Origin of the sequence: Promicromonospora alba, assembly GCF_042654905.1 — a bacterium.
In the GTDB taxonomy this organism is placed as follows: Bacteria; Actinomycetota; Actinomycetes; order Actinomycetales; family Cellulomonadaceae; genus Promicromonospora; species Promicromonospora alba.
On record NZ_JBHSFI010000008.1, the window covers coordinates 487,096 to 504,892 of the forward strand.

The 17,797-nt window shown below is 71.0% G+C and carries 12 protein-coding genes; 9 read left to right on the top strand and 3 right to left on the bottom strand.

The window, feature by feature from the left end; all coding sequences use genetic code 11:
• The first annotated feature begins 142 nt into the window (after positions 1-142).
• A complete protein-coding gene (locus ACFO6V_RS24840; protein WP_377140828.1) occupies positions 143-742 on the top strand; it encodes a 50S ribosomal protein L25/general stress protein Ctc in 600 nt (199 codons plus the stop codon).
• Positions 743-851: 109 nt separating this feature from the next.
• Positions 852-1,457, top strand: coding sequence for an aminoacyl-tRNA hydrolase (gene pth / locus ACFO6V_RS24845; RefSeq protein WP_377140830.1), 606 nt, complete (start codon positions 852-854; stop codon positions 1,455-1,457).
• Between the two features lie 77 nt (positions 1,458-1,534).
• Here the strand turns inward: pth and ACFO6V_RS24850 are convergent, their stop codons facing one another.
• Both ACFO6V_RS24850 and ACFO6V_RS24855 read right to left on the bottom strand, forming a co-directional pair.
• Positions 1,535-3,208: a Coagulation factor 5/8 type domain-containing protein gene (locus ACFO6V_RS24850; RefSeq protein ID WP_377140833.1), complete on the bottom strand. Its 1,674-nt coding sequence runs from the start codon at positions 3,206-3,208 to the stop codon at positions 1,535-1,537.
• A gap of 145 nt (positions 3,209-3,353) precedes the next feature.
• Complete coding sequence (locus tag ACFO6V_RS24855; RefSeq protein ID WP_377140836.1) at positions 3,354-4,451, bottom strand: acyltransferase family protein; 1,098 nt, start codon at positions 4,449-4,451, stop codon at positions 3,354-3,356.
• Between the two features lie 171 nt (positions 4,452-4,622).
• Between ACFO6V_RS24855 and mfd the strand changes: the two genes are divergently transcribed.
• The 6 genes from mfd (at position 4,623) to ACFO6V_RS24885 (ending at position 12,814) form a co-directional block, all read left to right on the top strand.
• The gene (gene mfd / locus ACFO6V_RS24860) at positions 4,623-8,228 is read left to right on the top strand and encodes a transcription-repair coupling factor (RefSeq protein ID WP_377140839.1); all 3,606 of its coding nucleotides are present in this window, start codon (positions 4,623-4,625) and stop codon (positions 8,226-8,228) included.
• 120 nt (positions 8,229-8,348) lie between these two features.
• The gene (locus ACFO6V_RS24865; protein ID WP_377140842.1) at positions 8,349-9,266 is read left to right on the top strand and encodes an ABC transporter substrate-binding protein; all 918 of its coding nucleotides are present in this window, start codon (positions 8,349-8,351) and stop codon (positions 9,264-9,266) included.
• Positions 9,267-9,468: 202 nt separating this feature from the next.
• Positions 9,469-9,771: a helix-turn-helix transcriptional regulator gene (locus tag ACFO6V_RS24870; RefSeq protein WP_116676849.1), complete on the top strand. Its 303-nt coding sequence runs from the start codon at positions 9,469-9,471 to the stop codon at positions 9,769-9,771.
• Positions 9,772-9,785: 14 nt separating this feature from the next.
• Positions 9,786-11,039, top strand: a complete 1,254-nt coding sequence (locus ACFO6V_RS24875) for a type II toxin-antitoxin system HipA family toxin (RefSeq protein ID WP_377140844.1) — start codon at positions 9,786-9,788, stop codon at positions 11,037-11,039.
• 103 nt (positions 11,040-11,142) lie between these two features.
• Complete coding sequence (locus ACFO6V_RS24880) at positions 11,143-11,946, top strand: tryptophan 2,3-dioxygenase (RefSeq protein ID WP_377141164.1); 804 nt, start codon at positions 11,143-11,145, stop codon at positions 11,944-11,946.
• 4 nt (positions 11,947-11,950) lie between these two features.
• Positions 11,951-12,814, top strand: coding sequence for an amidohydrolase family protein (locus ACFO6V_RS24885; protein WP_377140847.1), 864 nt, complete (start codon positions 11,951-11,953; stop codon positions 12,812-12,814).
• Between the two features lie 94 nt (positions 12,815-12,908).
• Here ACFO6V_RS24885 and ACFO6V_RS24890 read toward each other — a convergent pair whose 3' ends face one another.
• A complete protein-coding gene (locus ACFO6V_RS24890) occupies positions 12,909-16,271 on the bottom strand; it encodes a galactose-binding domain-containing protein (protein WP_377140850.1) in 3,363 nt (1,120 codons plus the stop codon).
• A gap of 235 nt (positions 16,272-16,506) precedes the next feature.
• Between ACFO6V_RS24890 and ACFO6V_RS24895 the strand changes: the two genes are divergently transcribed.
• The gene (locus ACFO6V_RS24895) at positions 16,507-17,754 is read left to right on the top strand and encodes a kynureninase (RefSeq protein WP_377140853.1); all 1,248 of its coding nucleotides are present in this window, start codon (positions 16,507-16,509) and stop codon (positions 17,752-17,754) included.
• Positions 17,755-17,797: the final 43 nt, after the last annotated feature.

Below are 17,797 nucleotides of genomic sequence, written 5' to 3' on the forward strand. Positions count from 1 at the left end.
GATCGACTGGGCGGCCGTCGGCGGCCCCTGGAGTTCCCTCCAGCACTCCGTCCCACGGCCCCGCTCCGCGCCCGTCACGTGTCCCGCGCCGACGCAGCCGCCGACCGAGTTGCACACACAGACCTTCCAGGAGTGAATTCCCATGGCCGAGATCAAGCTCGCCGCTGAGGCCCGTACCGAGTTCGGCAAGGGCGCTGCCCGCCGCATCCGCCGTGACAACAAGATCCCCGCTGTCCTCTACGGGCACGGTGGCGACCCGGTGCACGTGACCCTGCCGGGCCACGAGTCCATGCTGGCGCTGCGCCAGACCAACGTGCTGCTCAACATCGACGTGGACGGCAAGGGCCAGCTGGCCGTCGCCAAGGACGTCCAGCGCGACCCGGTCCGCAACACCATCGAGCACATCGACCTGCAGGTCGTGCGCGCCGGCGAGAAGATCACCGTCGACATCGCCGTCAACATCGTCGGCGAGTCGGCCCCGGGCACCATCCACCTCGTCGAGGAGCAGACGCTCTCGGTCGAGGCCGAGGCCACGCACCTGCCCGAGTCCGTCGAGGTCTCCATCGAGGGCCTCGAGTCCGGCGCGCAGATCCACGCCGAGGACGTCGCCCTCCCGGCGGGCTCGGTCCTGCTCACCGACCCCAAGGCCGTCGTCGTGCTCGTCACCGAGCCGCGCGGCGAGGCCGGCGACGACGACGCCGCTTCCGCCGAGTCGCCCGCCGAGGCGTCCTCGGAGAGCTGAGTCTCCCGTAGCACCCCGAGTGATCGGCAGATTGTCAGGTGATCGGTAGCTCCAACTGCCGATCACCTGACAATCTGCCGACCACTCACCAACCGTGAAGGACACCTGGATGAGCGACCGGCCCTGGCTCGTCGTCGGGCTCGGCAATCCTGGCCCCAAGTACGCCGGCAACCGGCACAACGTGGGCCAGATGGTGCTGGACCTGCTCGCCGAGCGCACGGGCGCGCGCTTCTCGAAGCACGCGCGGGCGCAGGCGGTCGTCGCCGAGGCGCGGCTCGGCGTGCTTCCCGGCGGAGCCCCCGGTCCCCGCGTGATCCTCGCGAAGCCCACCACCTACATGAACACGTCGGGGGGTCCGGTCAGCGCGCTCGCCAAGTACTACGACGTCGACCCCGAGCAGGTGGTCATGGTGCACGACGAGGTGGACATCCCCTTCGACACGATCAAGCTCAAGATCGGCGGGGGCGAAGGCGGCCACAACGGCCTGCGCGACACCACCAAGGCGCTCGGGACCAAGGACTACCACCGCGTGCGGGTGGGCGTCGGCCGGCCGCCGGGCCGGATGGACACCGCGGACCACGTGCTCAAGGACTTCTCCACCACGGAGAAGAAGGACCTGCCGATCCTGGTGGACGACGCCGCCGACGCCGTCGAGCTGCTGGTCACCGAGGGCCTGCTCGCCGCCCAGGGGAAGTTCCACACCGCCAAGGCGTGATGCTCGCGGTGGCCAGGCCGGTCGAGACCCAGTTCTCGACCGCCCGGCCACCGGAGCTGCTCAACCGGCGGCGCGCGTCAGTGCGCCTCCGCCCCCGCCCAGGTCGTCAGGTAGCTCTCCGGGCCGCGTGCCAGGTCGTCGATGATCTCCTGCCCGCCCACGAGCCGCAGGTCCTCGACGTAGTCGGGCACGAGCCCGTAGTGCGCGACACCGTCGACGTTGATGTCCCACGTGCGCTCGCCGGTGGTCTGCCGGTCGAGCAGCGTGCCGCCGTCGAACGACCGGAACGGGTAGGTGACGGGGTCGGCCGCGTCACCCCTGGGCGGCGGCGTGCCGCCGAACCCGTTCATGTCGAACCCGAAGCCGATGCCCGCGCCGTACCGGTCGCGTACCGGTGCGGTGCGCTCGTACTCCTCGACGAACTCGTGGGCGGCGTGCCCGTAGATGGTGGCGAACCCACCGAGGGCGTAGAGCCGGTCGAGGTACCGCTCGTCCATCCAGGAGTGGGTGGACAGGACGCCGGGGTAGTCCTCGGCCTCCAGGATGTCGAGCGTCTGGTCGGCGGCCTTCGCGCTCATGTGGTCGATCTCGACCATCATGTTGCGCTCGATCATGCCGCGGACGGCGTAGGCGCCGAGCCCGCTCAGCCCCTTGGTGTTGCAGAGCGTCCCCGGCGGGTAGAGGGGCAGCACGGGCGGGAGGTCGTCCTCCAGCTCGGGCGGCAGCTCGCCGTTGCCCGGGTTGTGGTCGTGCGGCTGGTCGGCGGGGCAGGAGCGCGCGTCCCACCAGGTGCCGGTCGAGAGGAACTGGCCGGCATTGATGATCGTGCCCATGGACCCCTCGTCGAACCGCACGCCGCACAGCGCGTTGTCGAACTTGTGGCACAGGTACATCGATCGGACGCCCAGGTCGTACAGCTCGTCGAGGCCGGCGTCGATGTCGGCCCGCGAGCAGTTCGGGATGCGCAGGGTCTGCTTGCAGCCGAACGGCTCCGACGTCTCGACGCCGAGCACGACGGCGAGCTTGCCCTCCTCGATCACCTGGCGGGCCTGCTCGCTCGTGGTCACTATCCGGAACCAGCCCTTGCCCGCCCCGCCGTACTGCGCGTCGACATAGGCCTGCAGGTCGTAGGTGTCCTGCGCCTGGAGGCGGATCGCCGTCATCTCGTCGCAGCTCTGGTAGGTGCCCGGGTTGATGGAGCACAGCAGGCCGTTGGTGACCAGGTCGTTGACCATGACGCGTTGCCCGCCGCGCCAGGCCCGCTCGACCCAGCGGTAGTACATCTGCTGGTGGGTGAGGGAGTCGTAGGCGGGCCAGTCGGCGAACGTGGGCCAGCCGGTGGTGTCGTGCGTGCCGATGGGCGAGCCGTCGCGGGTCAGGTTCTCCAGCAGGGCGCCGAGCCCGTGCGGCTCGTGCGACGGGCAGTCCCGCAGGGCCGCCGCGATCCCCTGCTCCGAGAACACCTTGCCGCAGACGGCGGCGCCACCCATGCCGTCCTCCATGAACAGGTGGGTGTGCGCATCGATGAGGCCGTACACGGTCCCGTCCGGCCGGGTCCCGGTGAAGGGCGTGCCCGTGACATTGACCTCTGACTCGGGGCTGGGCAGCGTGGGTTCAGCGAGCGCCGCCGCGGCTTGTTCCTCGGCGGTCCGCTCCGGTGTCGCCTGAGCCGGTGCCAGCAGCGCCGTCGCGCTGAGGCAGGCGGCGGTGACCGCGGCCGCGAGAACCGCCGTTCGTCTGATGCGTCGCACAAGACCTCCCGCTGGCCGGGGCGAGGCCAGGGCTCCGCCGGGTCGCGACGGCGCCTTTGCCGTTGCTGAGTTCGACACAATAACAGGACTTGTCACGCACAGGGTAGATGTCGGCAAAAACTAACAAGCCACTTCTTGCCGAGGTTCAGCTGGTGGTCCCGGTGAGCCGCCGGGGAGGCGCGAAGAGCCAGCGCGCCCCGATCCTCGGTGCCAGGGCACCGAGCCCCAGCCCGACGGCGATCGCAGCAGCCCAGAGCGCCACCGGCAGCCACTGCGACTGCGGGGCGGGGATCCAGATGGCGTTGCGGTACAGCAGGCACAGCAGCCCGAGCACCACCGACGTATGCGTGACGAACACCGGCAGCGTCCGCGCTCCGATCCACTCCAACCCGAGCGACCTGGGCAGATACCGGGTGCCGGGCACCCGGGACACCAGCACGCTCACGGCCACCCCCGCCGGTACGCCCGCGATGTTGGCCAGCAGGTAGAGGCCGGGCACGTCGGCGACGCCCAGCTGCCGCACGGCCACCTGGATCCCGAGCCAGACGACGACGGCGACCACGGCCCACAGCCAGGTGACCCGCTGGGCGAACCGTTCGAGCAGCGCCCGCAGGTGCAGGCCACCCAGGAAGAAGAGCAGGAACTGCGCGGTACCCCGCCACGCGATGCTCTCCGGGTCCCAGCCGGCCAGCGCCCACCCGCTCACGCAGGCGGCGAGCACGAGCTGTACGGGTGCGGGCACCCGGCGCAGCGCTCGCGCGATCACGAAGAACGCGGCGAGCGTCCAGATGAACCAGAGCTCGGAGCGGGGGACCAGGAGCGACCAGGCGAGGTGGCCTCCCAGGGTGCCCCAGTCGGCGTCTGCCACCTGGTAGTAGCCGGTGAGCAGGCGGACCACCAGGGAGATCGGCTCCCACAGCACGAACACCCAGGCGAAGAACAGCAGCTTGCCGCGCGCCAGGCGGGACCACGGCACCGCCGTCCACTTCGCGGCGAACATGCCGGCCACCGCGAAGAACAGCGGCATGCGCAGGCTGCGCAGCGTCTCGTTCACCTCGCGCAGCACGCTCACCTCGTACCCCGTCGACCACGTCCAGTTGGTCGCGTGGTACAGCACGACGAGACCGATGGCGAGGCCGCGGGCGGCGTCGGGCCAGGCGAGACGGACGGGGGTGCGCGGCCCGACGGCGGGGCGGTGCCCCGGCACGCCTGCGTGCCGCGGGGATCCGGGAGGGGTGAACATCGCGGGTCATCGTACGTGCAGTGCACCCCGGAAGGGCAGTGGCGCCGGCAGCACCGTGGGAGGCGCTGTCAGTGTCCGGGAGTAGCCTGGGATCAGCCCCTCACGCCGTCGACCGCACCCGGTCGTGCTCGTGATGGGCCCGTCGTCGTGCGCCCTCGAAGGACAGAACCCATGAACCTCACCGGCCTGCTTCCCACTCTTCTGCGCGATCCCGGCGCTGCCGCTGCCGTCGAGCATGTGCGTGCCCGCGGCTTCGCGGACGTGGTGGGGCCGGCGGGCGTGCGCCCGCCCCTGCTCGTCGCCGCGTCCGGGCGGCGTCCGCTCGTGGTGGTCACCGCGACGGGCCGGGAGGCCGACGACCTGGCCGCGAGCCTGCGGAGCTACCTCCCGGAGGACCAGGCCGACGACGTCGCGGTGCTTCCCGCCTGGGAGACGCTGCCGCACGAGCGGCTCAGCCCGCGCGCGGACACCGTGGCCAAGCGCCTCGCCGTGTTCCGCCGCCTGGCGCACCCGGCCGAGGGGCACGGGCAGGCGGGCGCGATCCGGGTCCTGGTCATGCCGGTCCGTGCGCTGCTGCAGCCGGTCGTCGAGGGTCTCGGTGAGCTCGAGCCGGTCCAGCTGGACATCGGCGCCACGGCCGACCTGACCGACGTCGCCGAGCGGCTCACCGCAGCCGCCTACACCCGCGTCGACATGGTGGAGCGGCGCGGCGAGTACGCGGTGCGCGGCGGCATCCTCGACATCTTCCCGCCCACGGAGGACCACCCGCTGCGGTGCGAGTTCTGGGGCGACGAGGTCACGGAGATCCGCTGGTTCGCGGTGGCCGACCAGCGCAGCCTGGAGATCGCGGAGCGCGGGCTCTGGGCGCCGCCCTGCCGCGAGATCCTGCTGGACGACGCCGTCCGGGCGCGTGCCGCAGAGCTCGTCGAGACCCTGCCGGGCGCGGTCGAGATGCTCGACAAGCTGGCCGCCGGCGTCGCCGTCGAGGGCATGGAGTCGCTGGCGCCCGTGCTGGTGGACCGCATGATCTCCGTCCTGGAGCTCGTCCCCGACGACGCGCTCCTGGTGGTCAACGAGCCCGAGCGCGTGCGCCGTCGCGCCCACGACCTGGTGGCGACCACCGAGGAGTTCCTCGCCGCGGCCTGGACCGGGGCGGTGGCCGGCGGTGCGGCGCCCATCGACCTGTCCGCCGCGTCCTTCGCGACGTTCGCCGAGGTGCGCGAGGTAGCGGCCCGCCGCGCCCTAGGCTGGTGGACGCTGTCGTCGTTCACGCAGGACACGGAGCTCAACGACCTGTCAGACGCACAGGTCACCGGAGTGGCCTCAGCGTCTGACACGTTCGTAGTGAGCGCTCGGGACGTCGAGTCGTATCGCGGGGACCTCGCGCGGGCGCTCGACGACGTGCACGGCCTGCAGGTCGCGAGCTGGCGGCTCGTGCTGACGACCGAGGGCCACGGCCCCGCGAAGCGCATGACGGAGCAGCTTTCGGCGGCAGGCACCGCGGCCCGGCTGGCGATCTCGCTGGAGGACGAGCCCGAGCCGGGCGTCGTGCACGTGGTCGCGGGCGGCGTCGGCAAGGGCTTCGTGGCGCCCGACCTCAAGCTCGCCGTCTTCTCCGAGCAGGACCTGACCGGGCGGGCGGGCTCCGGCACGCGCGACATGCGCAAGATGCCCAGCCGACGGCGCAACGTGGTGGACCCGCTCCAGCTCAAGGCCGGCGACTTCGTGGTGCACGAGCAGCACGGCGTCGGCCGGTTCGTCGAGATGGCGCAGCGCACCATGGGCACGGGCGGCAACCGTGCCACGCGCGAGTACCTCGTGATCGAGTACGCGAGCAGCAAGCGCGGCCAGCCGGGTGACCGCCTGTTCGTGCCCACCGACCAGCTCGACCAGGTCACCAAGTACACCGGCGGGGAGTCGCCGTCGCTGTCCAAGATGGGCGGTGCTGACTGGAAGAACACCAAGGCCAAGGCGCGCAAGCACGTCAAGGAGATCGCGAGCGAGCTCATCCGGCTCTACAGCGCGCGCATGGCCACGCAGGGCCACGCGTACGGGCCGGACACCCCGTGGCAGCGTGAGCTCGAGGACGCCTTCGCCTACGTCGAGACCCCGGACCAGCTCGCGACGATCGACGAGGTCAAGGCCGACATGGAGAAGTCCGTGCCGATGGACCGACTGGTGTGCGGCGACGTCGGGTACGGCAAGACGGAGATCGCCATCCGGGCCGCGTTCAAGGCGGTGCAGGACGGCAAGCAGGTCGCCATCCTGGTCCCCACGACGCTCCTGGTGCAGCAGCACTTCGAGACGTTCTCCGAGCGGTACACCGGGTTCCCGGTGAACGTGCGGGCGCTGAGCCGCTTCCAGTCGGCGAAGGAGTCCGAGGAGACGCTGGCCGGCCTCAAGGACGGCAGCGTCGACATAGTCATCGGCACGCACCGCCTCATCACCGGGTCCGTCCAGTTCAAGGACCTGGGTCTCGTGGTCATCGACGAGGAGCAGCGCTTCGGCGTCGAGCACAAGGAGACGCTCAAGCAGCTGCGCACCAACGTGGACGTGCTGGCCATGTCCGCGACCCCGATCCCGCGCACGCTCGAGATGGCGGTGACCGGCATCCGCGAGATGTCGACGCTGGCCACGCCCCCGGAGGAGCGGCACCCGGTGCTCACCTACGTCGGCGCCTTCGAGGAGAAGCAGATCGCGGCCGCGCTGCGGCGCGAGCTCCTGCGCGAGGGCCAGGTCTTCTACGTGCACAACAAGGTGGAGACCATCCAGCGCACCGCGTCCCGGCTCAACGAGCTCGTGCCCGAGGCTCGCATCGGCGTGGCCCACGGCAAGATGGGCGAGCACGAGCTCGACCGGGTCATCCGCGCCTTCTGGGAGAAGGAGCTCGACGTCCTCGTGTGCACCACGATCATCGAGACCGGCCTGGACATCTCCAACGCCAACACCCTGATCCTGGAGCGCTCCGACATGCTGGGCCTGTCCCAGCTGCACCAGCTCAGGGGCCGGGTGGGCCGTGGGCGTGAGCGCGCCTACGCGTACTTCCTCTACCCGCCGGAGAAGCCGCTCACCGAGACGGCGCACGACCGGCTCGCGACCATGGCCGCCCACACCGACCTCGGGGCGGGCATGCAGATCGCCATGAAGGACCTCGAGATCCGCGGTGCGGGCAACCTGCTCGGCGGCGAGCAGTCCGGCCACATCGCCGGGGTCGGGTTCGACCTCTACGTGCGCATGGTGGGCGAGGCGGTCTCCGCGTTCCGCGGCGACGCCGAGGAGGAGGCCCCCGAGGTCACCATCGAGCTGCCCGTCGACGCGCACCTGCCCGAGTCCTACATCGCCACGGAACGGCTGCGGCTGGAGGCGTACAAGAAGATCGCCACCGCGCACGACGCCGCGGCCCTCGACGAGGTGCGCGCCGAGCTCACCGACCGGTACGGTGCGCTGCCCGACGTCGCGGACGCGCTGTTCGACGTCGCGGGCTTCCGCAACCACGCACGTCAGGCGGGGCTCACGGACATCACCGCACAGGGCAAGTTCGTCCGGTTCGCGCCGGTGAGCCTGCCCGAGTCGGCGCAGCTGCGCCTCAAGCGGCTCTACCCCGGGACCGTGCTCAAGCCCGCCATCCGGGCGATCCTCGTACCGTTCCCCACCACCGCGCGGATCGGCGGCCGGCCGCTGCGTGGCACCGAGGTCCTGGAATGGGCCAGGGGCCTAATCGATGCGGTGATTCTGGCGGACGTCGGGGCGGCGGCTAAGGTCGGCACCAGCGCTTGAGCCCTGGTGTCGCGGCATGTGGGCGTAGGTGAAACTCGAATTCACAGCAACTGGCCGGGAACGTATAGGCTCCACCCGCGTAACTCGCTCATCATGTCTTTTTTGTGTGGAGGACCCCGCATGGCTCTCGGACACCGCACGCGTGCGGTCATCGGCTCGATCACGGCAGCAGCCGCACTCGGAGCGCTGCTGACCGGCTGCTCGGCCAGCTCGGACGAGACGGCGGAAGCCGCGGAGCAGGTCCAGGCGGATCCGGACCTGCGTGCGATGCTGCCCGGTGAGCTGCTGGCCGAGTCCACGCGCATCACCGTCGGCACGGAGTCGGGCTACCCGCCCTTCGAGTACACGAACGAGGCGGGACGCATCGTCGGGTTCGAGATCGACCTGTTCGACGCCGCCTCGGACCGGCTGGGCCTGAAGTACACGTTCAGCGACATGCCGTGGGACTCGCTGGTCCCTGAGCTGTACGCGAGCAATGTCGACGTCGTGGCTGCCGCCATGTCCGACACCCCGGAGCGACAGCTCGACTCCGACTTCGTCAACTACTACAACGACAGCGACGCGATCATGGTCCCCGCGGGAAATCCCAAGGGAATCAAGACGCTCGCGGACCTGTGCGGCCGGCCGGTAGCGGTGCTCGGCGAGTCCACGCAGGCCGACGCGCTTGCCGCGCTGAACTCGGCCGAGTGCCAGGCCAAGCCCGTCACCGTGCTCGAGTTCGGGTCTGACGCCGAGGCGCTCGCCCAGGTCGAGGCAGGCAAGGCGGACGCAGAGCTCACGCAGTGGTCGACCGGCCGGTACAACGCGAAGCAGATCGGCTCCGGCGACGTCTTCGAGGTCGCCAACACCGAGCTCCTCAACCCGACGCCCCTGGGCTTCCGGTTCCTGAAGGGCGACGTCGAGCTGGTGCGGGCCTACCAGGCTGCCGTGCAGAGCATCATCGACGACGGCACGTACGCCAAGATCCTCGCGAAGCACGACCTGTCGGTCGGTGCGCTGGAGACGGCCACGATCAACAACCAGGCGGCGTCGCAGTGACGCATCGCTGAACGTCGCGCGCGACGGGCCGTCCCACACCGTGGGGCGGCCCGTCCTGCTTTGTCGGGAACCTCCAGACGCGGCTCCGCGACGGCCGCCGCGCCGTCCGCCACGTCGGCCGCTCAATCATCCCAGGAATAGTGGTCACCCTAGTGACCATTACGTCGCTCGTCGGTTAGCCTGGTAACCGAAAGGAGCAGTCATGGCCAGAACTTCCCTCCGGACCCGGCGCGACCTCGCCTCACTCGGCGACCACGTCCGTGCCTGGCGCAAGATCCACGGCCTCACGGCCCAGCTCGTCGCCGATCGTGCGGGTATCACGCGCACCACGCTCCGCGCGCTCGAGACGGGCACCGGAACGGTGAGCCTGGAGAACACGTTCGCGGTGCTCCGCGTGCTCGGGGTGGCTGACGCCGTCGTCGGCGCGACCGATCCGCTGACCACCGAGATGGGCAGGTTCCACGCGGAACGGGCCCTGCCGCAGCGGGTACGAGTTCCGAGCTGAGAAGGTGAACCGCGTTGTCGATACACGTCGAGGTCGAGCTGCCGGGCGGCGGACAGGCGCGTGCCGGTGACCTCGACATGCACCTCAACCGGGGCGGCGCCCTGGTCGGCTGCACGTTCCGCTACGACGACGCCTACCTGCGCGACGCGCGGGCGTACGCCCTGTGCCCGGAGCTGCCGCTGACGCCGGGGAACATCCCGTCCGGCAGCGATCGGCCCCTGTTCGGCGTCCTCGCGGACTGCCAGCCTGACCAGTGGGGCCGCACCCTGCTGTTCAACGCGGAGCGGCGCGCCGCTCGTGCGGAGGGCCGCGGGTTCATGACCCTCACCGAGGTGGACTTCCTGCTCGGCGTGCAGGACGAGACCCGCCTGGGGGCGCTGCGCTTCTCGCTGGACGACGGCAAGACCTTCATGGGCCCGCCGCGGGCGGAGGTCCCCGACCTGGTCGACCTGCCGTCGCTGACGGCGGCGGCGGACGCCGTCGCGCAGCACCGGGAGACCGACCACGACGTGCGGCTCCTGGTCGCGGCCGGGACCTCGATGGGCGGGGCGCGACCCAAGGTGACGGTGAAGGACAGCGCCGGCGACCTGTGGATGGCCAAGCTGCCGGAGAGCGGCGACCGGTGGGACGTGCAGGCCTGGGAGTACCTGACGCTGCGGCTGGCTTCGGACGCGGGTATCGAGGTCCCGGTGGCGCGGCTGCACCGCATCGGCCCGGCGCGCTCCATCCTGCTGACGCGCCGGTTCGACCGACGTCCGGACGGTGGGCGCATCGGGTTCCTGTCCGCCGACAGCCTCACGCAGAAGGCGTTCTTCGAGGTCATCGACTATCGAACGCTCGCGGAGACGCTGGCGGACCACTCGGGCAGGCCGGCCACGGACGGGCACGACCTGTTCCGCCGGGTGGCGTTCACGCTGCTCGTGCGCAACGTGGACGACCACATGAAGAACCACGGCTTCCTGCGCCGCTCCGACGGCTGGTCGCTCTCGCCGCTCTTCGACGTGAACCCCAACCCGTTCGCCGTCGCGGAGTCGACGCCGCTGCGCCCCGGCGACACACGCATCGACCGGGACGTGCGCGTGCTGCTGGCCACCGCGGACTCGTACGGCCTGCGGCAGGAAGACGCCCGGCGGGTGCTGGCCGAGGTCGCGGCTGCGACGTCCGGCTGGTCGCGGGTAGCGCGCGACATGTCGCTCCCGCCCGAGGAGATCGCGCTGATGGCGGAGGCGTTCGAGAACCCGAACCGGGACGAGGCCCAGGCGGCCTGACCTGCGGGCATGCCGGCACGTGGCAGCGCGGGGTTACGCTCCAGACGTGACTGGTAATACTCGGCCCATCGAGGCCTCCATCCGCACGGACTTCCGCGACGAGATGGACTACGGCTCCTACCTGGGGCTCGACGCGCTCCTCTCGGCACAGCACCCGATGAGCGACCCTCCGCACCACGACGAGCTGCTGTTCATCATCCAGCACCAGACCACCGAGCTGTGGCTCAAGCTGGTGGTGCACGAGCTGCGTGCCGTCCGCGGATTCCTCGACAGTGACGACCTGTCGCGGGCGCTCAAGGGCCTGGCCCGCGTGAAGCACATCCAGCGCACCATCACCGAGCAGTGGTCGGTGCTGGCCACCCTCACGCCCAGCGAGTACGCGGAGTTCCGGGGGTCGCTGGGGCAGTCGTCGGGCTTCCAGTCGCACCAGTACCGCGCCGTCGAGTTCCTGCTGGGCAACAAGAACGCCGGGATGCTGCAGGTGTTCCGCGACAAGCCCGAGGTGCACGCGCAGCTGGCGCAGCTCCTGGCCGAGCCCACCGTGTACGACGCGTTCCTGCGGCTGCTGGCCCGGCGCGGGCATCCCGTCCCGGCCGAGATCCTGGACCGCGACGTCACGCAGGCATGGGTCGAGCACCCGGAGCTGATCAAGGTCTTCAAGACGATCTACGAGGATCCGCACGACAACTGGGAGCTGTACGAGGCGTGCGAGGACCTGGTCGACATCGAGGACGCGTTCCAGCTGTGGCGGTTCCGCCACCTGCGCACCGTGCAGCGGACCATCGGCTTCAAGACCGGCACCGGCGGGTCGAGCGGCGTCGGCTTCCTCAAGCGGGCCCTGGACCTGACGTTCTTCCCCGAGCTCATCTCCGTGCGCACCGAGATCGACGGCCCGCTCGGTGGGTGACGGCGTGCCCGGCGGAGTGCCGGAGGTGACGCTCCCCGGCGTCGTCGACCGCCATGTGCACCTGGGCCTGGTCGATCGCGCGCTCCTCGCGGACGGCCCGGTCACCGAGGCGCACGACCTGGGCTGGGACCCGCGCGAGGTGGCCGCCTGGGCGGCCGACCCGCCGTCGGGTGTGCGGGTGCGTTACGCCGGGCCGTTCCATACCGCGCCGGGCGGGTATCCCACCGGCCGGTCGTGGGCGCCGGATGCCGCGGTGCGGCATGTCGCGACGCCGCGCGAGGCCGCCGAGGCGGTAGCCGACGTCGTCGCCGCGGGCGGGTTCGCGGTGAAGGTGGCCCTGCACGCGGGTATGCCCCTGCTGCCCGACGACGTCCTGCGCGCGCTGATCGACGAGGCGCGGTCGGCGGGGTTGCCGGTGCTCGTGCACGCCGAGGGTGCTGGTCAGGCCGAACGCGCGGTCGACGCGGGCGCGGACATGCTGGTGCACGTGCCGTGGACCGATCCGCTCCCTGACGAGGTGATCGCCCGGGCTGCCCGCATGACCTGGGTCTCCACGTTCGCGATCCATGACGGGCCCGGCCGGCCGGCCGGGCTGGAGCGGGCGCTCGACAACGCGCGGCGCTTCGTCGCGGCGGGCGGCACCCTCGTCTACGGCACGGACATGGGCAACGGTCCGACGCCGGTCGGTGTCAACGAGCGTGAGATCGAGCTGCTCGGGCGGGTTCTTGAGGGTGAGGCCCTGCGGCGCGCGGTCCTCGGCCCGCCGTCGGCCCCCGCGCTGGAAGCGCCCCTCCCGCTCCCGGAGACGGCCGCGGACCTCATCACCTGGCTCCGCGCCTCCCGCCACCTCCCCCGTTCGGCGAAGTAGAGCGTGTGTCCGGGACACACGCTCTACTTCGCGGTCTGCCGGCCGCCGAGGTAGAGCGTGTGTCGCGGACACACGCTCTACCTCGGCGAACCGGTCAGTTGCGGGTGATCGTGAACGTCGACGTCGGGTTCTCGATGTCGCGGTAGTTGTTCTGCAGCGTCAGGCCGTTGAACGTCGCCGAACCGACCGCCGGCCCCTGCCCCTGTTCCGGCATCGGGTTGGCCCAGATCCCGTACCCGGACCTCGCGTCGTACTGGTCACCGCTGCGCTGGGCACCGGTGATCGACACGTCGGTGAACACGGTGTCCCGGATCGGGTTGACCGGCTGCCCGCCCAGGTACTGGGTCTGGAACATGATCCCGGAGTACGTCGGGTCCACGATGTCGAGGTCGTTGACCCGGATAGCCGTGAACGTCTTCGACGCCGAGAACAGCCACACCGCCGGGAACACCTGCGCGCCCCAGAAGTGTCCGCCCGAACGCACCACGGAGATGCCCTCGAACCGGGTCGGCGCCGGGCCGAACCCCTCCATCGGGTACCCGAAGTCCAGCGAGCTGATGGTCACGCCGGAGTAGACGAGCGTGTCCGCGATGTAGATGTTGCGGAACGTGTTGTCCTGCCCGCCGTAGACGGCGAGGCCGGCGGCCCGCCAGGTGTTCGTGGACGTCAGGTTCTCGAACACGTTGCCCCGCTGGCCGCTGCCACCGGCGTCGGTGGCGGCGAACAGCGCGAACGAGTCGTCCCCGGTGCCGCGTGCCTGGTTGTTGTGCACGTGGTTGTTCGCGCTGCCGTTGGTCATGTTCAGGGCGTCCGCGAAGGTGTTCCGGATCCGGGAGTCCTTGATCTCCGAGCCGTCCATGTTGGCGGCCCAGAACATGCAGATCATGTGCTCGACCCAGATGTTGTCGATGGTCATGTCGGACACGTTGGCGAAGTCGAACACCTTGCCGGGGCCGTCGATCCGCGAGGTGTAGTTGCCGAAGTAGGCGAAGTCGCGGAACGTCGAGCCGTTCGCCGTGCCCTCGGCCCGGAAGCCGATGTCTGTGTTCTCCTGCGCGGCCGGCGCATGGAAGCGCGTGAACCACGGCCCGGCGCCCACGATGTCTACCGCCTTGCCGTAGACCTGGAACTTGCTCGCGGTCTGGTAGTCGCCCGCAGGCAGGTAGACGCCGGCCAGGTTGCCGGTGGTGTCCATGCGGAACCGGTCGAGCGCGTTCTGCACGTCCTGGTGCGTGAAGCCCGTGGGCTGGATGTAGCGGGCGGGGTCCGGGTTGGCCTGCGGCGTCACCTGCTCCAGGTCGACGAAGTCCACGGTGTACGTGCTGGTGTTGCTCGCGGTCTTCTGCAGGCGGATGGTGTGCCCGGCCTGGACGGTGGTGCCGAGCAGGGCGTTCGCCTCGTCGTAGATGTGCCGTGGCGCGCCCTGTCCCGGCTGGTTGCCTGGGTTCGCCTCCGGGCCGTACAGCCACGCGTACCGCGAGGTCAGGTCGATGTTCTTGAGGAACTGGCCGTCCACGTACACGGCCAGCGTGGAGTTCGTACCGCCGCCGCCCGCGGCGTCGGGCATGGAGAACCGCACCACCAGGGAGTTGGTGGGCGCCCGCGTGGTCCACTGGACGTACTCACCCGTCGCGTCGAGCGTGACCGCTCGGCGCCCGGACGCCTCGCCCGCGAGGTCGCCGACCACCCGGTTCGGCCCGATGGCGACCGCCCCGCCGCCGGTCACGCCGTCCTCCGCCTCGTAGGTGTCGAACGGCATGTTGGCGCCGCGGCCGATGAACAGCGACTGCGTCGCCTCGTTGTTCGCGCGCCGCGCCTCGACCTCCGTCGAGTCGGGAGCGGCGGTGATCGTGACGTCGTAGGAGCCGTCGGCGGCCGGCCAGGTGCCCAGGTTCACACTCTGGCTGGTGGCGCCGGCAGCGATGGTGCCGGAGACCGAGCCCGTAAGGGTGCGCACCGTCGTTCCCGACGAGTTCTTCACGACGACGGTGAGGCCGTGCGCCCCGGACGAGGTGGCGACCGTGCCGCGGTTCGCGATCGTCGCCGAGAAGGTGACCGTCTCGCCCGCCGCGGGGGTGCTCGGCGTCCACGACACCGTCGGGACCAGGTCGGAGCTGGCGATCTGGGCGACCACCAGCGGATCTGGTCTGACGTACTCGTTGTCGTTCTCGGACTGCTCGGAAACGGTGTTCGACGGGTCGACCGCGGCACCGATCTCGTAGGAGCCGGCGGGCAGCGCCCCGACGTTCGCGCTGACAGCTGCTGTGGCGCCGGCTGCGAGGGCGCCGACCGGTACGGTCGCCTCCGTCTCACCGTCCACGGTGAGCGCGACGTTCGTCGCCGGCGAGCCCAGCGTCCCGATGTTCCGCACCGTGGCGGACAGCGTGACGTCGTCGGACTCGGTCGGCGTCGCCGGGGTCGCCGAGACACCCGTGACCGTGAGGTTGGGGTTCGCTGCCGGTGCGCCGAACACCTGGAGCTCGGCCACCTGACCGTTGCCCGAACCGGTGTTGCCCGTGAACCGCAGACGCACCTCGCGCGCGGTACCAGTGACCGGGACGGTCACGGTGTTGCCCGTGGCGGGGGAGAAGGCCCGTGCGGCGGACGGTGCGAGCGTGGCCCACGCGTCACCGGTCCCCGTACGGCCCTGCACCTCGAAGGTCTGGGTCCGTGGTCCCCAGGCGGTGGCCGGGGGCAGCTTCACGACGACGTCGCTCAGCGTGGCCGCCGACTCCAGCGTCACCGCGAGCGTGCTCGGGTACTGGCCGCCCGCGCCCTCCCAGTAGGTCGAGGTGTTGCCGTCGTTGGCGTTGCTCGCCACGTAGTTCCACTCGGTCGACGAGGCCGCGACGGGGCGGCCCGGGGCGAGGTCAGTGCCCTCTACCGGCTCCTCCGGGTCGGGGGCGTCGCGCGTGCCGCGCACCTCGAGCTCGGAGAGCTGGCCCGCGGACCAGCCGGTGTTCGCGGTGATGGCGACGCGCAGGTAGCGCGCCGCCGTGTTCGGCACGTCGATCGTCACCGTGTTGCCCGACGCCGGGTCGAACCGCCGCTGGGCGCTCGCGGCGAGCGTGGTGAAGGACGCACCGTCGGCTCCGGCCTGTACCGACAGGGTCTGTGTCCGGGCCTCCCAGGCGGCGGGGAGCTTGAGGACGACCTCCTCGACGGTGGCCCCCGCGCCCAGGTCGACCTGGGCCCACTGCGGGAAGCTGTTGTTGGTGGACTCCCAGTAGGTCGCCTGGTTGCCGTCGGTCAGGTTGCCGGCCAGGTAGGGCGCGTTGTTGCTGCTCGCGGCCGCGGGCGCGCCCGCAGAGAGAACGACGGGCGCGGCGGCGGCCGTCACCGGAGCGAGCCCTGCGGCCGTGAGGGCCGCGGCGGTGAGCAGTGCCAGGAGCGCGGGAGCTCGTCCCGGTCTGGGCCCGGGGCCCGTTGCGTGGCGTGGCGTCGTGGAGCGGAACATCGTCGTCCCCGATCTCCCGTCGTCGTTGACGGGGTGTCGTCGTCTGATGAATCGTCGGTACTTGCCGTGCTGCTGTTGATAAACGTGCAGTCACTTGTAGAGTTTTTGCGCTGGAGCGGTACGGACTTTACTGACGGTGCGGTTGGGGCGTCAAGGGTCCGACGCCGGCACCTGGTTCGGCCGCGGCCTGTGCAGGACGTACGCTCGGGCCGAAGCCGATCGACCTGGAGCCTTCGTGACAGTCCCCGCTGCATCCGCCGCCCCGCCCGTGAACCTGCCCGCCGCTCTGCGCGAACGGGCCGCCGCGCTCGACGCGGGCGACCCGCTCGCCCGCTACCGCGACCGCTTCGCCCCGAGCGAGGGCCTGATCGCCTACCTGGACGGCAACTCGCTGGGCCGGCCGCTGACCGCCACGCGCGAGCGGCTCGCCTCCTTCGTCGATGGGCCGTGGGCGGCGCGCCTGATCCGGTCGTGGGATGAGGGCTGGATGGACGCGCCGACCGAGCTCGGCGACACCCTCGGCCGCGTGGTGCTGGGCGCGGCGCCGGGGCAGACCGTCGTCGCCGACTCCACGACGGTGCTGCTCTACAAGCTCGCCCGCGCCGCGGTCGACGCGCGCCCCGGGCGCCGCGTGATCGTCGCCGACACCGAGAACTTCCCCACCGACCGGTTCGTGCTGCAGGGCATCGCCGCCGAGCGCGGCCTGGAGCTCCGCTGGATCACGCCGGACGCCGAGGCGGGTGTGACGCCGCAGGACGTGGCGGACGCCGTCGGGCCGGACACCGCCCTGGTCCTGCTCAGCCACGTCGCCTACAAGTCCGGGTACGTCGCCGATCTGCCGGCGATCACGCGGATCGTGCACGACGCCGGGGCGCTCGTCCTGTGGGACCTGTGCCACTCCGCGGGCTCGGTCCCGCTGGACCTGGACGCCGGCGGGGTGGACATCGCCGTCGGCTGCACCTACAAGTACCTCAACGGGGGGCCGGGGTCGCCCGCGTTCGCCTACCTGGCGGCGGGCCTGCAGGACGAGGTGCGGCAGCCGGTCCAGGGCTGGATGGGGGCGGCCGACCCGTTCGCGATGGGGCCAGAGTACGAGCCCGCGACCGGGATCCGGCAGCTCATCAGCGGCACGCCGCCGGTGATCGGCATGCTGCCGATGCGCGACATGCTGGCGCTCGTCGAGGAGGCCGGCATGCCGGCGGTGCGCGCGAAGTCGCTGGCGCTGACCGGGTTCGCGATGGAGATCGCCGACGAGTACCTGGCCGGTGTGCGGGTGGCCTCGCCGCGCGACCCGGAACGCCGGGGGAGCCACATCATGCTCGACCACCCGGACTTCAGGCGCGTCGTCGCGGAGGCCTGGGCTCGCGGCGTCGTGCCGGACTTCCGCCCGCCGCAGGGCCTGCGCGTGGGCCTCTCGCCACTGAGCACAAGCTTCACGGAGGTCGCGGAAGGCCTCTGGACGATCCACGCCCTGCTGGGCTGACCTCTTTGTCGCCGAAGTAGAGCGTGTGTCCCGGACACACGCT